Source organism: Kitasatospora sp. NE20-6 (assembly GCF_045862635.1).
Genome location: NZ_BPRL01000028.1, coordinates 96,921 through 111,781 on the forward strand (window position 1 = coordinate 96,921; position 14,861 = coordinate 111,781).

Here is a 14,861-nt window from a genome sequence, read left to right on the forward strand (position 1 = left end):
CCCCGCTCTGTCGCCGAGGGTCGCCTTGGGGCCGTTTTGCTGACACGCTGCCATCAGGGGATCACATGACGCCGGATCAGATCCGGCTCGTGCAAACGGGGGACTCATGAAGCGCAAAGCCGATGACCGGGCGCCGAAGACCACGAAGCGCCTGAAGATCGACACAGAGCCTCCGGGGGAGGACACGTCGTCGGGCAGGACGTCCGACGTGCTGACGCTGGCGGACATCCTTCCCGCCGGTCTCGGCAAGCCGGTGAGGGACTACGTCCAGGGGAGGGCGCTGCGCCTGGTCGAGCGGCTCAACTCCCAGGACGAGGACGAGGACGAGCGGATCCTGCGGCGGCTGGCCGCGTACGCGCTCCACGGCCGGGACGAGTACCCCCTCGGCAGGACGGAGTCGCCCGGTGTCCGCCCGCCGCTGACAGCCGCCGCGGTGGAGGAAGCCATGAAGCGGATCGCGGCCTCGGACGAGTTCAGGACTCCCGCCCCGCGGGCCGGGGCCTGGCAGAAGACCGGCGTGCTCCTCGGCCCGGTGTCCAAGGCCACGGTGCGGGACCTGCAGCTGCTCAACCACCTCTCGCAGGCACTGATCAACCACGTCGGCCGCCCCGTCAAGGACGTCCCGGGCACCGGTACCGCAGAGATCGAGGCCATGGCCGTCAACGGCCGGATCCTCGTCAGTGCCAACGAAAGGACGACCGTCACGACGCTGCTGGGCTACAACCTCACCGAGGTGCTGACCTGGACCGGCAAGGGTGTGCACGACGACTGGACGGCTCGCAAAGCCGACAAGCTCGACGACCTCATGATCGCACTGGCCTCGAAGGACCTGCCCGATCCCTTCGACGCCGAATCGGAGGAGGCCGCGGGCATCGGACGCCTGGTCCAGCTCCAGGTCGACTGCACGATGGAGCCCGTGCAGGCCGAGGCCGTCAAGACGATCCTGGCGGTGCTGCACCAGGTGATGACCGTGAAGGGCGCCGACAGGATCGTCGACGGCAAGACCCCCGGCCAGGATCCCGACCTGATCAAAAGACTGATCACCGACGACGAGCACGCGGGTCGCATCATCGTGGTCAACGGGCAGTCCGGCACGCAGCTGAAGGCCCACGCCGAACAGAACCTGCTCCACGCAGCGATCCTGGCGGGCCACAAGGGGAAGTCGTCCGTGGCCGGCGGCAAACGACCGTGCACGGTGTGCTGGGCGACGCTGCGCCTGGCGCGTGACTACGGCTACGACGTCTCCTTCAACCCCCGTCCGGGCGGGCTGTGGAGCAGCACGACGTCCCAGGGTCTGCACAAGGTCGCCAAGGAACTGGGTCTCGTGAACGTGTTCGAGTTCGTTCAGGGTCTGATCACGGGGAACACGCTGGATCCGGGCCTGGTCCAGCACGCCACGGCCACATCCATGACGGCCGAACCCGCCACCACCGTCGGGCTGCGTGAGACCGTCACCAAGTCGACCCTGGCCAACCGGGACGCGCTCACGCACTCCGAGAGCGACTCGCTGGACTCCCAGAGCCCGAGCAGCAGCCAGTCCGCCGCCGAGAAGGACGCCCCCGTCGAGCTGGAGGAAGACCGACGGGACGTGTTTCTCGACGTCCTGGTCGCCGAGCCCGAGGAGAAGACGATCGAGATCGACCCGCAGTGACGGCACGGAAAATCGGCTGCTGATCCCGTCCCGGCCGTGTTCGTCCGGACTGCCGGGACGTACGGGAGCGGGTCCGGCATCACGCCGACCACCGCCGGCGGCGTGGTCGCCGGCACACCGGTGCCGGACTCCACCCGGACCAGGACCTGCGAGGAGGCCACGGAGGGCACGCTCCCCCGCCGTCGCACCTGCGCCGGGTACGCCTGCGGAAGTGTGCGGCTCGGCGTCAGGACGGCCGTCGAGGAATCCGCGGACGTCCCGAGGCGGCCGTCAGGGCGGGCGTCCTCAGCGCCACCGGGTTCCGTCCGGCCGATCTCGGACTGTGGGAGGATGCCGTCCATGACATGCAGCCGAAGGGGCCGTGCCGCGTAGAACACCGGCTTCACTCCGGTCGCGGGAACGCGGCCGGGGAAGCCCCTGGGTGCGGTATCGCGATGTTCCAGGCCTGTCGGGAGCGGCGAATGCCGCCGTCCGTACGCTCGAACGGGAGCGGTTGTCTCCGGGCATCGTGTCGGTGGCGCTGAGCGTGTGGTCCGTGCGCGTCCACGGCACCAAGCGCCGGTGGAGGCCGTGGGAGGCCGAGTTCACCTGCCTGTGCTGCGGCGAAGGCTGGGCACGGGACAAGCTGGAAGAGGCTCTGTTCATGCTTCCGCCGGGGGCTGGCGGCGAACTCCGGCTGCAGGTCGAACGCCTGGACGTGGCGCTCCTCGGGCGAACGCATCACGAGCCTTCGGCGGACCCGGAGTTGGCGTGGTGGCATCGCAGGTGCTGAACGCACCCACGCCGCCCGCCGATCGCCGACCCTGCACGACCGGTCGGGGCCGGGGCCTCGGGAGCCCGCGGCCCGCGGCCGTGCGCTCGCGTCACTTGCCGTCCAGCGCTGCCACCAGTTGCGGGAGGGCCCCGCCGGCCACGGCGAGGGCCAGGTGGTCGTGGAAGTCCCGGGTGTGGACGATCAGGCCGTCGCGGACCCTCAGCACCTGGATGTTGGCGGCCTCGAAGGTCCGCCCGGTCGGCCGGTGGTGCACCCGGTAGTCCCATTCGGCGACGATCAGCTCCGGGTCGCCGGTCTCCCGGACCACCACGTTCGCCGGAGTCAGGTCCAGCGGACTGTGCGCGGCGACCTGCGCGAACCGCTCCTGGAGCGCGGCCCGCCCCTCGATGCGGCGGGGCCCCACCGGCTCGAAGACGATCTCCGCCACGGCGTCCTCGGCGTAGAGCCCGGCCAGCTCGGCGTAGCGGCCCGCGGCGATGCCTTCGAGCAGCTTCGTGAAGACCTCGCGCGGTGTCGGCGTCCCGGGCATGATCAACCTCCGGTGAAATCCGTCGCTAGAATCGGACTGGCGAGTCCGCTTTCAACGATACGGACTGACCACTCCGGTTGTCCAGGGCGGCGCTGCCGTCGGCGAGGAAGGGCGGAAGGAATGAGCGGTGCCAAGGAGCGCCCGCTGCGGGCGGACGCGGCCCGTAACCGGGCCAGACTGCTGGACGTCGCCACCGAGGTGTTCACCACCCGCGGCGTCGGCGTACCGACCGAGGAGATCGCCCGGGCCGCCGGGGTCGGCGTCGGCACGCTCTTCCGCCACTTCCCGACCAAGGAAGCGCTGCTGGAAGCTGTGATGGTCCGCAGACTGGAGGCGATCGCCGCCCGGACAACGCGGCTTGCCACCGAACTGGAGCCCGCGGACGCCTTCTTCGCCTGCTTCCGCCTGATCGTCGAACAGTCTGCGGGCAAGAACGAGTTCGCCCGGGCACTCGCCGCAGTCGGCGTGGACGCGCACATGGCCCTGCAGGCGTCCAGCGAGGTGATCCAGGCACAGCTCGCCCGGCTGCTGGACGGGGCGCAGCGGGCCGGAGCCGTCCGTCCGGAGCTCGGCCTGCCGGAACTGATCGCCCTGCTGGTCGGCACCGGTGCGACGATGGAGCATCTCGGAGCAGACCCGACGGCCCGGCAGCGGATCTTCGACGTGGTCTTCGACGGGTTGCGGCCGCACTGACCGACGGCATGGCGACGTGGGTGACCGGTGAGGACGCCCTGAGCGCCGGTGGCAACCGGTTCGGCCTTCCCGGGAAGGTGCATCCCGGCCCTGGCACCCCGGCCCTGGCATCTCGGCCCTGGAGCGCGGCCGGTTCTTCGGTCAGCCAGTGGGCCGGTGTGCCCGGTTCGCCTCCCGAAGGGCCTCCCAGGCGTTCGCCACAGGGCCGACGTGCCCGAGCTTGTCGGGGTTGTTCACCGTGCGGATCGTCCGGATCCGCCCGTCGAGCACATCGAGCGCCCAGGTGCTGAGGACCCGGCCGTTCCGGTCGCGGAAGACCGAGCCCGGCTGGCCGTTCACCTGGTGCGGCTCCACAAGGCCACCGCTCCTGATCACCAGCGGGACGAACGTCGCCAGCGCCCGGAGGACGTTCCCGGCACCGAGGACGACGGGCTCGAACTGCGGGGCCTTGCCGCCGCTGTCGCCGATCATGTGGACGTCGGCGGCCAGCAGCCCGGCCAGCGCGTCGACGTCTCCTTCCCGGAAGGCGTCGAAGAACCGTTCGGCGAGTTCATCGCGTTCCTTCCGGTCGGCCTCGAACCGGACCCGGCCCGCGTCCATGTGACGGCGCGCCCGCACCGCGAGCTGGTGGCACGCGGCTTCCGACCGTCCCACCGTCGATGCGATGTCCGCGAAGCCGAAGGCGAACACCTCCCTCAGCACGAAGACCGCGCGTTCGAGCGGGGTGAGCCGCTCCAGCAGGAGCAGAGCCGCCATCGACAGCGAGTCCGCCAGCTCCGCCGACCGCGCCGGGTCCTCGTACGGGTCGGTCAGCAGCGGTTCGGGGAGCCACGGTCCGACGTACTCCTCCCGCCGGACGCGCGCCGAGCGCAGCACGTCGATCGAGATCCGGGTGACCACGCTCGACAGGAACGCCTTGGCCGACCCGGGCCGGGTGGAGGTGGCCTGATAGCGCAGCCATGTCTCCTGGACCGCGTCCTCCGCCTCGCTCACACTGCCCAGGATCCGGTAGGCGATCGAGAACAGCAGTGGTCGCAGTTCCTGGAACTCCTCGGTCTTCGTCACGCCGGATCCTCCTTGATCCACGCTGCCACGAGGGGCGGCAGAGCTCCCCGCCGGAGGAGCCGTGCCCCTCGGCGATCGATCACCCGATCACCCCGGCCCGTTGTCCGGTCGGCATCGGGCCGATCCATCCCGCCGGTCCGGTGCACCGCGGCTGCCCGCGGCTGCCGTCACCAGGGCACCGGGCCCTCCTCGCCGAAGAACCCTGCGGTGGGTCCGTCCGTGCCGAGCGTGGCCAGGCGCACCACGACTGCGGCGCCCTGCGCGATCGTGAGGAACCCGGTGTGGTTGTTGCTGTCCGTGTCGACGAAGCCGGGGGCGACCGCGTTGACCAGGATGCCGTGCTTTCGCAGCTCATTGGCGTACTGCACGGTCAGCGCGGTCAGCGCGCTCTTGGACGGCGCGTACGCGGCCGAGGGCAGCAGTGCCGTGAAGGGGCCGTCCGGATCGCTGGTGAGGGTCAGCGACGCGGCGTGACTGCTCACGTTGACGATGCGTGGCGCGGGTGACCGCCGCAACAGCGGCAGCACGGCGTTGGTCACCGCGATCACCCCGAAGACGTTGGTGTCGAACACCGCCCGGACCATGTCCAGGTCGACGGAGCTGGGGACTTGATCGTGGGCGTCTTCGGGCGACACCTGTCCGGACCCGGTGATGCCGGCGTTGTTGATCAGTACGTCGAGCCGGCCGAACCGCTCCTCGACCTGCTTCGCGGCCTCTCGGACGGTGGCCCGGTCGGTGACGTCCAAGGTGACCGCGTGGGCGTCACCGCCGGCCGCACGCAGCGCCGCAGCGGTCTCCTCGCCGCGCAGCGGGTCTCTGGCCCCGACCACAACCGTCATGCCCAGCGCGGAGAGTTGCTCGGCGACACCACGACCGATCCCCTTGTTCGCCCCCGTGACCAGCGCGACCTTCCGGTGCGTGCTCTTCTTGTCCATGACCTGCTCCCTGCTGTGTGTCGAGGCGGGTTCTTCCCGGAACCTGTCTTCACAGCCTGAGACGAGACAGCCCGGCCATCTCTGACATCCTGAGCTCCCGGTGTCGCCCGCGGGGATCGCCAGTCCCCCTCGTCGCGTCGGACGGGCCGTATTTCGCTGTCCGGCGACACCAGGATCGGCTACGTTGCGGTGCCGTGAGAGACAGAAACCAGCCGGTGGACATTGCCGGACTCGACGGTGGCTGGAACAGGTCGTGGCCCGGGTGCCCACCGGAGGCTCGCCGCCTGCGTCACCGGTTCCCGGAGCACTGGATACGCTTCCGCACCCTCCCGGAGGGCAAGAGGTATGCGACCTCGGACGCCGAGCACGCCGAGATTCTGCGTCGTCAGCACGTGCTTCTGGAGGAACTCCTCGGCGACGCCGCAGCCGGCGGCGGAGCACTGGTGGCGATCACCTGCTCCTGGTCCACGACCGGTTCCCCGACCCCGCGGGACAGTGCGGTGGCCGCCACCACGCACGGGGCCGTGCACTGGCGGAGCGACGACCTCGCCACCGATCCGGGGTTCCACTCGTGGTGGCACTTCCATGTCTCCCCGACGGACCTGCGCGACCCCGCACTGGACCGGCTCCTGCTCTGCGTGGCCGACGACATGACGGACGGCGTCATCCTGACCGAACCCGCCTGCACATGGGCCGTACACCCCTACGACGGTGGCGTGGACGTCTTCGCCGCGAACATCGCGGTGCGTGACGAGCTCGCCAGGGCCCATGCCGAATGGCTGCCGCCGGCCCTGATGCCGTCCGTGGCCACCGCGGTCACGCACCGGACGCCGGTCCGTCCTCCGCCGCTTCCTGGAAGCTGACGACGGCCTCACCGTACGACCGCGCCCAGTCCGTCAGGACGGCGACCGGCTCGACGAGGGTCAGGCCGAGAGCGGTCAGGCCGTACTCGACCCGTGGAGGCGCTTCGGCATACGCGTGGCGCTCGACCAGGCCGTAACCCTGCAGCCTGCGCAGCGTCTGGGTGAGCACCTTGCGCGAGACGCCGCCGACGAGACCGACGAGTTCACCGTGCCGGCACGGTTTGCGGCTGAGCGCGAACAGGACGACGACCGCCCACTTGCTGGTGATGATCTCGATGGCCAGCCGGGCCGGGCAGTCGGTGAGGAAGACGTCTCCCGCTGAGTCACGCATGGGCCGAAGGGTACCAAGAGGTACCCATCGGCTCAGTAGCGTCCTGTTCCATGAGTACGCCGCGAAAGAAAATCTACGTCCTCGTCCATGGCGCCTGGCACAACGGGCGCGTATGGGACCGGGTTTCACCCCTGCTGACCCGGGCCGGGCACCGGGTGTTCGCCCCCTCGCTCACCGGCCACGGCGAGAGGGAGCACCTGCTCGGTCCGGAGGTGGGACTCGACACCCACGCCGCCGACGTCATCGATCTCCTCCTCGGGGAAGACCTCACCGACGTGGTGCTGGTCGGGCACAGTTATGCCGGAATGGTCATATCCGCCGTGGCCAACCAGGTCCCGGACCGGATCGCCGCTCTGGTCTATGTCGACGCGATGGTTCCGGTCGACGGCGAGACCGTGCTCGACGTCATGCCCCTGACCCGGCACCTGCTCGACCTCGCCGCCGGCTCCGACACCCCCTGGCGCATCCCGCCCCTGCCGGAAGGAGCGGCGCCCGCAGGCCTGTTCGGGGTCACCGACCCGGCGGACACGGCCTGGCTGCGCACGTTGCTCTCCGACGAGTCGGCGCGCTGCTTCCAGCAGCCGGTCCGGCTGGACAACCCGGCCACGGCCGCCATCTCCCGGACGCACATCCACTGCGTCGGCAGCATGCCGGAGGGCGTCACCCGCCGTCCCGTCCCCGCGACACAGCCCAACGGCACTCCGTCGCAGGTGTGGAACCTGCAGAGCGGCCACGATTGCATGATCATCGCGCCGGACCGACTGGCCGGGCTTCTGCTGAAGGCCGCCGACGGCACCGGGCGCGCCGAGCCCGCAGGCGCACCGGGCCCTGCCGCCCTGAAGGCTGTTCCGCAGGGCTGAGAGCGGCGCATTCCCCCTGCACGGGTGGAGTGTTGCGGGCCGGGGGCGGGGCTGGGACCGGGGCCGGTGGCCGGTGGTGGCCGGTGGTGGCCGGTGCGGACCACCGGACGCCGGCCGGCCTCCGGACACCGGTTCCCGTCCCGACCTCGCCGCCGCGGGTTGCGCATCCCCCGTGCGAGCTACCGGAGCTGTCCCTGTGCGGGTGATTCGCGGACGCCGGCGAATTCCTAACGTGGTCGTCAGGTCGGCGCAGGTACGACCACGACAGGGGAGGCCCCATGGGTACGACATCCGCCGCACCGCACGACACCGGCTCCGGCCCGGACGAAGACCGCAACGGCCGCGACGGACGCGACCGCGGCGACGGCCGGATCGGCCGGATCGCGCGCTCCCCGCTCGGCTGGATGCTGACGGGGACGGTCGGCGTCGGCCTGGTCTCGGGCCTGACGGCGACCGGACCCGGCCCGGTGCCGGTGCTGGGCGCGGCCGCCGCGGTGGCCGTGTACCGGTTGGTCATGCACCGTGCGGCACGGCGCTCCACGCCGGAGATCGCCCGGCGCGGGGCCGGCCGGGCGGCGCTGCTCGGCGGCGGAATCGGCCTGGGCTTCGTTCTCGTCTCCACGATCCTGATCACGGTGTTCGGAGGCTACTCGTTCTCCTGGGCGGGCGGCAGCGTCCTGACGGTGGTCCGGACCGCGGTCATGGTGCAGATCGGCGCCGCGGTCACCGAGGAACTGCTGTTCCGCGCCCTTGCCCTGCAGGCCCTGGAGCAGCTGTGGGGCAGCCGGGCCGCCATCGTGATCACCTCGTTGTTCTTCGGTGCCGCCCACCTGGGCGCCCCGGGGGCGAACGCGTGGAGCGGACTCGCGATCGCTCTGGAGGCGGGCGTCCTGCTCGGTGCCGCGTTCCTGTGGCGGCGTAGCATCTGGTTCGTCGCGGGTCTGCACTTCACCTGGAACACCGCGGAGCAACTGCTCGGCATCCCGGTCTCCGGACACGCCCCCGAGGGCCTGTTCACCGTCGACACGCACGGTTCCGCCCTCCTGACCGGCGGCAGCTTCGGCCTGGAGGCGTCGATGGTGCCCGTCCTCATCGCCCTGGCCCTCGCCGTCCCGATGCTCGTCCTCGCCCACCGCAACGGCGGGATGAAGACCCGTCGACGCGCGGGCCACTGAGACAGAACCACCGAAGGAAACCGACATGACGACCCGTCAGGCACCCTGGAGCCTTCCGCTGCTCCGGGCGCCGCTCGACCGGTGGCAGGAACGGGACGCTCTCCTCAAGGACGGCGTCCTCGCCCTGGCGCTCACCCTGGCGGCCTTCGTGCCGACCCTGTCCGGCATCGGTGCGCAGATCGGCGATCTGCCCGGGCGGCCGGCGAACGTGCTGAGCGTCGGGCTGGTCCTGGCCCACACCCTGCCGCTGGCAGTTCGCCGCAGGTGGCCCGCGGCCTGTCTGGCCGTCGTTGCGGGCGCGTTCGCCGTGCACCAGTCGCTGGGCTTCGCGACGACGTTCGCAAGTGTGGGGCTGTACCTGGCCCTGTACTCCGCCGGAGCCCATCAGGTCCGCTTCCGCCACGGCCTGGCCGCCGCGGCAGGTGCGGGCTATGCCGTGCTGGCCGTCGTCCTGGACCGCCTCGGTTCACCGCAGTCCGTACCGGACTACCTCGCGTTCTCCCTGGTCCTGGCCGCGGTCTGGCTGGCGGGCAGCGGAGTGCGCACGCGGCGGACGGAAGAGGCGGAGCGGCGGCGGCTGGCTGCCGAGGCGGCCACCGCCGCCGAGCGGGCGCGGATCGCCCGCGAGCTGCACGACGTGGTCACCCACCACGTGACGGCCATGGTCGTCCAGGCCGACGCGGCGCAGTTCCTGCTCGCGTCCGCGCCGGAACGCGCCGGAGAGGGACTGACCGCCATCAGCGACACCGGCCGTCGGGCACTGACCGAACTGCGGTACCTGCTCGGTGTCCTGGAGGCGACCGGCGAGTCGGTGGCCGCGGACCGGGCACGCGCGGACCGGGCACCCGCCCTGGGGCGGGTGGGAGACCTGGTCGAGCGGGCCCGCAGGTCGGGTCAGCCGGTCGAGTTCAGCGAGCAGGGCGAGCGGCGGCCGCAGGGCGTGGACGTGGAGCTGGCCGCGTACCGGGTGGTGCAGGAGACGCTCACCAACGCCCTGAAGCACGCGGCCGGGAGGCCGACCCGGGTCCTGCTCCGGTACGGCGACGAGCACCTCGGGATCGAGGTGGCCACGGACGGGCCCGTCGCCGCACCGGTCACCCGGAAACCGGGCCCTGCGGGCGGACGGGGGCTCGCCGGGCTGCGTGCACGGGTGCGGATGCTCGATGGTGAACTGGAGGCCGGTCCCCGGCCCGAGGGCGGGTTCGAGGTCCGCGCCACGATTCCGGCCAAGACCCTTCAGGAGCGACCCCGTGAGTGATGCACCGCCACCGATCCGCGTACTCGTCTGCGACGACCAGGCGCTGGTGCGGACCGGCTACGTCACCATCTTCTCCGCGCAGCCCGACATGGAGGTCGTCGGGGAGGCCGAGAACGGCCACGAGGCGGTTCGGGCCGCGCGGCGGCTGCGCCCCGACGTGGTCGTGATGGACATCCGGATGCCCCTGCTCGACGGCATCGAGGCGACACGGCAACTGGCCGGTCCCGATGCCGACGGCACGTCGAAGATCCTGGTCGTCACCACGTTCAACGTCGACGCCCACGTCTACGACGCGTTGCGCGCCGGAGCGAGCGGCTTCCTCCTCAAGGACGCGCCTCCGGCGGAGCTGGTCAACGGCATCCGGACCGTCGCCCGGGGCGAGGCCCTGCTGGCACCCGCCGTCACCCGCCACCTCATCGGCCACTTCGCCCAGCACCTGCGACCGGCCGGCACCTCCCGGACGGCCAGGCAGGACGTCGTGCGCGTGCTGACCCCCCGCGAGCTGGAAGTGCTCCAGCTGATCGCCGAGGGGCTGTCGAACGCGGAGATCGCTGCGGCGATGTTCATCACGCCCGAGACCGTCAAGACCTACGTGTCGCGGATCCTGGCGAAACTCGGCCTGCGTGACCGCGTCCAGGCGGTCGTCCTCACCCACCGGGTCGGGCTGGTGCCCGGCATGTCGTGAACCGGCCCGGCCGGGTGACCCTCTCCCCCGCCGTGGCACCGCCTTCCGCCCCCCGACCCGGCCGCGAAGCGGCGGTCGGGCCCGTCGTCAGTCGACGGCCTGGTAGAGCGTGGTCCAGAAGTCGTTCATGGCGCGCGGCGAATCCGGGGTGGACAGTCCGACCTGGGTGAGCAGGACTCCGGTGAGCCCGTTGGTCCTGTCCGCGTAGGCGGTGGTGCCGGTACCGCCGAACCAGCCGAACTGGCCGACGGGCGCGTAGTCGCCGCGATGCGTGCGCACCGCCATCCCGAAGCCCCAGCCGCCGCTCGACCCCTGGCCGGACGACAGGTGGGCGATGTTGCCGAACATGGCGTCCCGGGCGGCTCGTTGCCCGGGCGAGAGACGGTTGGTGGTCATCAGCTCGACGGCGGCCCGGGACAGGATCCGTTCACTCCCGTGCATCCCGTGGTTCAGCAGCATCCGGAAGTAGGCATGGTAGTCGTCGGCGGTGGAGACCAGCCCGCCGCCGGCGCCCTGGAACGCGGGAGGCACGCTGGACCTTCCCCCCACCGCCTCGTCCCACACGACGAACCCGCCGGTCTCCGGGTCGGGCCCGTACAGGGGCGGCAGCCTGTCGATCTTGTCGGCGGGCACGTGGAAGGCGGTGTCCTTCATCCCCAGCGGATCGAGGATGCGTTCGCGCAGGAACGCCTCCAACGACTGTCCCGTGACCCTGGAGACGAGCACGCCGACCACCTCGTTGCTGAGGTCGTACTGCCACCGCACTCCCGGCTGGTACTGCAGCGGCAGCTCGCCGAGGCGGCGCATCCACTCGTCCGGCCCGGGTGCCGGCCCGGACGCCACGCTGTGGTCGAGACGCTCGAAGGTCGCGGCCCTGATCGGGGAATCCATCGACTCGAAGTCCACTCCGAGCCCGAACGTGGAGGTGAGCAGGTCCCGTACGGTGATCGGCCGCTGTGCCGGCACGGTGTCGTCCAGCGGTCCGTCGGGCCGCTTCAGCACCTGCCGGTCGGCGAGTTCGGGCAGCCACGGGTCCACCGGGTCGTCCAGCCGCAGCCGGCACTCGTCGAGCAGGATCATCGCCGCCGCCGTCGTGACCGGTTTGGACGTGGACGCCATCCGGAAGATCGTGTCCCGGCGCATCGACGGGCCACCGTCGTGACGCATCGTCCCGATCGCTTCGACGTGCGTCCGGCCGCCGCGGCCGACCAGGGCGACAAGGCCGGGAATCTTCCGGGACTCGACGTGCCGTGCCAGCACCTCGCGCAGTCGGCGCAGCCCTCCGTCGGAGAAGCCGCTGTTGCTCGTTCCCATGATGGATCTCCTCTTCACGGTGTGGATTCCCACGGCGGCGTCGGCCGCGGCCGGCCCTTCGAGCGGCCGTGTGAAGAGCTTGCGGCCCTGACCCAGGGTCAAGGTCAACTCCCTGTCGCGGTCGAAGGGTGACCGGCACCGGCCGCAGGCGTCCCGGTGCTCCTCGGCGGCAGGTCCTCCTCGGCGGGCAGGTTCTCCTCGGCGGCAGGAGGATGGGCCGGAACCGGTGCGCGCTATCCTCGCCCTGCGACCGTCCGGACGTCCCGGCCGTCGCCGATGCGGTTCGCGGGGACCGCAGCCGCCCACGATCCGGAGGTGTGCCGAGCCGATGGCAGACGGGCTCACGATCGGTCAGGCGGCGGCGTTCGTCGGTGTCACGATCAAGACCGTGCGGCACTATCACCGGCTCGGCCTGGTCGCCGAGCCGGAACGCGACGGTTCCGGCTACCGCCGTTACCGATCGGGCGAGTTGTTCCGGCTGGTCCAGGTCCGGACCCTGGCCGCGGCCGGCGTGCCGCTGGCCGGGATCGGTGACCTGCTCGACGCCGATCCCCGGACGTTCGCCGCCACCCTGGACGACATCCATCACCAGCTCACCGAACGGATCGACGACCTGATCGCGCGCCGCGACAGGCTGCACCGTCTCGACCACGGCGACCGGGCCCTGCTGCCCGACCGGGCCTGCGCAGTCCTGGACCGACTCGCCGAACTCGGCTTCGGCGCCGACTACGTGGCCGGTCAGCGGGAGGCCCTGGTGCTGGCCCGGGCACTGGTCCCGGAGATCTTCGACAGCTTCCTGACCCGGCTCGGACGCTCGCTGGACGATCCCGAGTCCGTCGAACTGACCAAGCGCGGCTGGGATGCGCGGTCCTGGGATCCGGACGACCCGCGGATCGAGGAGCTGGCGTCCGCGCTGACCGGCAAGCTGCTGACCGACCGCGCACTGCTGGCGATGCCGACCGGGTTCCAGGACCAGCCCGACGCCGCCTCCCGGTACGGAATGGTCAACCATCACCGGGAGGACCGGTCACCGTCCATCGCCCGGTTGAACGCGCTGATCGAGGCGAACCTGCGCGCAGCCGGCATCGCCGTTCCGCATCAGTGACGGCCCCGGCGGACCCGGCACCGCGGCATTCCCGGCACCGCGGCGGGTCCGGCATCCCGGGCACGGCAGCCTCACCACGACCGGTCCCGGGCCGCCGGGCAGGGGCGGCGCGGCCGGGTACGGAAAGCCCCGCCGCCGCTCCTGACGGGCGGTGGCGGGGCGGGACGGCGGGGTCTGGCGGCGGGGTGTGGGTGGCGTGGCGGCCCTCAGTGGTGCGTGGGGACGCCCGGGTGCACTCCCGTGGGGTGCGGGGTCGGGTGGTGCCCGGACGGCGGGTCCGGCGGGCAGGTCGGGTCGATGGTCGGCGGCCAGGTGGGCGGCCAGGTGGGGAGCCAGGTCGGCAGTTCCGTGGGAGGCCAGGTGGGAGGCCAGGTCGGCGGTTCCGTGGGAGGCTCGGTCGGGGGCTCGGTGGGCGGTTCGGTCGGGGGCTCGGTGGGCGGGGTGTCCGTACAGGTGAGGTTCGCCGCGAACGGGAAGTAGTGGATCTCGCCCGCGTTCACGACGTTGCCGGAGACGGGGTCGACCGGGCCCGCGGTGAACGACTTCGCGACGACCGTGCCCTCGATGTTGGCCGCGTCGATGTCGGTGACCTGGGCGCCGGGTGCGTAGATGGTGCCCTCGATGCTGTCGCCGGTGGCGACGGTCAGGTCGGTGGCGTCGGCGAAGTTCCAGAGGATGTAGGGGGCGCCGGCGGAGGCGTTGGCCTGGTTGGGGACGTTCCAGGTGTAGACGCCGCCGGTGGCGGTGGTGTCCACGGAGATCAGCAGGGGCGCCGTCGCGGTGGGCGGCGAGGTGAAGGTGATCTCGCTCAGGTTCTCCAGGTCGGCCCCGGTGAGGTTCAGCACGTTGGTGGCGTTGTCCGTGAGCGTGATGTAGGCGCTCGTGCCCGGCGGGAAACCCTGCTGCTGGGGCAGGGGCGTGCCGTCGGCGGCCCGCAGGACGACGGTGGTGGCGCAGGTCGCCAGCTCCGCGGCCCGCGCGCGGTAGGTGGGGAAGAGTGCGGCGACGTCGAACCCGGACGCCGCCGCGACGGAGGTGGCCGTCTGCTGCGTCGTCAGCTCGATCCGCGGCGTGGAGCCGTAGGCCGCGCCGGTGGCGGTGATCCGGGTGTTGACGGACGCGCCGTTGCCGTCGCGGGTCAGCGCCTGGACCCCGGTGAGGTCGCCGATCTTCACGTACCGGTTGCTGAGGACGCTGAGCACGCCGCCGGGTACGGACCCGGCGAGGTCCACCCGTCCGTTCACCACCAGTCCGGCCGGCCTGGTGTCGTTCGGGGCGGTGTACGTCCCGACGTCGTGCAGGGAGACGTTGTAGGTGCCGAAGGACAGGTTGCCGCCCACCGCGACCGGGCCCTCGGACTCCGTGCTGCCGAGGAAAGCGTTCTGTTCGACGAGGACGCCGAAACCGTTGTCGCCCTGGAGCGGGTTGTAGTCGACGGCTCTGGTGCCCCGCGTGCCGTCCGTCCCGCCGCCGGCCCAGGGCAGGGCGGCCGTCAGGCAGGCACAGGCCGCGATCGCAATGACCGTGATATTGCGTTTCGTCATGTCCTGCACCGTAATGATCTGTTGTCCGCCGCCCCGCGCGGCCGGGCCGCCCTGTCCGCCCATCGGCCCAACGGGGTG

The 14,861-nt window shown here is 71.5% G+C and carries 15 protein-coding genes; 9 read left to right on the plus strand and 6 right to left on the minus strand.

Annotated features, from left to right (window positions below; genetic code table 11):
* Positions 1–106: 106 nt before the first annotated feature.
* Positions 107–1,651 (plus strand): hypothetical protein, encoded by a 1,545-nt coding sequence (locus tag SNE206_RS21030; protein ID WP_407914994.1) that lies wholly within the window; start codon positions 107–109, stop codon positions 1,649–1,651.
* Between the two features lie 421 nt (positions 1,652–2,072).
* Positions 2,073–2,423 carry a hypothetical protein gene (locus SNE206_RS21035; RefSeq protein ID WP_407914995.1) on the plus strand — a complete coding sequence of 117 codons (351 nt, stop codon included), beginning with the start codon at positions 2,073–2,075 and terminating at the stop codon, positions 2,421–2,423.
* A gap of 91 nt (positions 2,424–2,514) precedes the next feature.
* Here the strand turns inward: SNE206_RS21035 and SNE206_RS21040 are convergent, their stop codons facing one another.
* Positions 2,515–2,955: a nuclear transport factor 2 family protein gene (locus SNE206_RS21040; RefSeq protein WP_407914996.1), complete on the minus strand. Its 441-nt coding sequence runs from the start codon at positions 2,953–2,955 to the stop codon at positions 2,515–2,517.
* 120 nt (positions 2,956–3,075) lie between these two features.
* On the opposite strand from SNE206_RS21040, the gene SNE206_RS21045 reads away from it, so the two are divergent.
* Positions 3,076–3,648, plus strand: a complete 573-nt coding sequence (locus tag SNE206_RS21045; RefSeq protein ID WP_407914997.1) for a TetR/AcrR family transcriptional regulator — start codon at positions 3,076–3,078, stop codon at positions 3,646–3,648.
* 141 nt (positions 3,649–3,789) lie between these two features.
* Here the strand turns inward: SNE206_RS21045 and SNE206_RS21050 are convergent, their stop codons facing one another.
* The gene (locus SNE206_RS21050; RefSeq protein ID WP_407914998.1) at positions 3,790–4,713 is read right to left on the minus strand and encodes an RNA polymerase sigma-70 factor; all 924 of its coding nucleotides are present in this window, start codon (positions 4,711–4,713) and stop codon (positions 3,790–3,792) included.
* A gap of 167 nt (positions 4,714–4,880) precedes the next feature.
* Positions 4,881–5,648 carry an SDR family oxidoreductase gene (locus SNE206_RS21055; RefSeq protein WP_407914999.1) on the minus strand — a complete coding sequence of 256 codons (768 nt, stop codon included), beginning with the start codon at positions 5,646–5,648 and terminating at the stop codon, positions 4,881–4,883.
* A gap of 392 nt (positions 5,649–6,040) precedes the next feature.
* Between SNE206_RS21055 and SNE206_RS21060 the strand changes: the two genes are divergently transcribed.
* Complete coding sequence (locus tag SNE206_RS21060; protein ID WP_407915000.1) at positions 6,041–6,511, plus strand: hypothetical protein; 471 nt, start codon at positions 6,041–6,043, stop codon at positions 6,509–6,511.
* Here the strand turns inward: SNE206_RS21060 and SNE206_RS21065 are convergent.
* Positions 6,465–6,842: a winged helix-turn-helix transcriptional regulator gene (locus SNE206_RS21065; RefSeq protein WP_407915001.1), complete on the minus strand. Its 378-nt coding sequence runs from the start codon at positions 6,840–6,842 to the stop codon at positions 6,465–6,467. The genes SNE206_RS21060 and SNE206_RS21065 overlap by 47 nt on opposite strands.
* 50 nt (positions 6,843–6,892) lie before the next feature.
* Here SNE206_RS21065 and SNE206_RS21070 point away from each other — a divergent pair, with 50 nt between their 5' ends.
* From SNE206_RS21070 to SNE206_RS21085, 4 genes are all read left to right on the plus strand, one after another.
* Complete coding sequence (locus tag SNE206_RS21070; RefSeq protein WP_407915002.1) at positions 6,893–7,702, plus strand: alpha/beta hydrolase; 810 nt, start codon at positions 6,893–6,895, stop codon at positions 7,700–7,702.
* A gap of 278 nt (positions 7,703–7,980) precedes the next feature.
* Positions 7,981–8,877: a lysostaphin resistance A-like protein gene (locus SNE206_RS21075; RefSeq protein ID WP_407915003.1), complete on the plus strand. Its 897-nt coding sequence runs from the start codon at positions 7,981–7,983 to the stop codon at positions 8,875–8,877.
* Between the two features lie 25 nt (positions 8,878–8,902).
* Positions 8,903–10,135, plus strand: coding sequence for a sensor histidine kinase (locus tag SNE206_RS21080; RefSeq protein WP_407915004.1), 1,233 nt, complete (start codon positions 8,903–8,905; stop codon positions 10,133–10,135).
* Positions 10,128–10,820, plus strand: a complete 693-nt coding sequence (locus SNE206_RS21085) for a response regulator (protein WP_407915005.1) — start codon at positions 10,128–10,130, stop codon at positions 10,818–10,820. Before SNE206_RS21080 ends, SNE206_RS21085 begins: the two co-directional genes overlap by 8 nt.
* Before the next feature lie 87 nt (positions 10,821–10,907).
* On the opposite strand, the gene SNE206_RS21090 is transcribed toward SNE206_RS21085, so the two are convergent.
* Complete coding sequence (locus tag SNE206_RS21090) at positions 10,908–12,134, minus strand: serine hydrolase domain-containing protein (RefSeq protein ID WP_407915006.1); 1,227 nt, start codon at positions 12,132–12,134, stop codon at positions 10,908–10,910.
* A gap of 328 nt (positions 12,135–12,462) precedes the next feature.
* Between SNE206_RS21090 and SNE206_RS21095 the strand changes: the two genes are divergently transcribed.
* Entirely contained in the window at positions 12,463–13,239 is a 777-nt protein-coding gene (locus SNE206_RS21095) for a MerR family transcriptional regulator (RefSeq protein ID WP_407915007.1), read from the plus strand.
* Between the two features lie 206 nt (positions 13,240–13,445).
* On the opposite strand, the gene SNE206_RS21100 is transcribed toward SNE206_RS21095, so the two are convergent.
* Positions 13,446–14,783, minus strand: a complete 1,338-nt coding sequence (locus tag SNE206_RS21100) for a collagen-binding domain-containing protein (RefSeq protein ID WP_407915008.1) — start codon at positions 14,781–14,783, stop codon at positions 13,446–13,448.
* Positions 14,784–14,861: the final 78 nt, after the last annotated feature.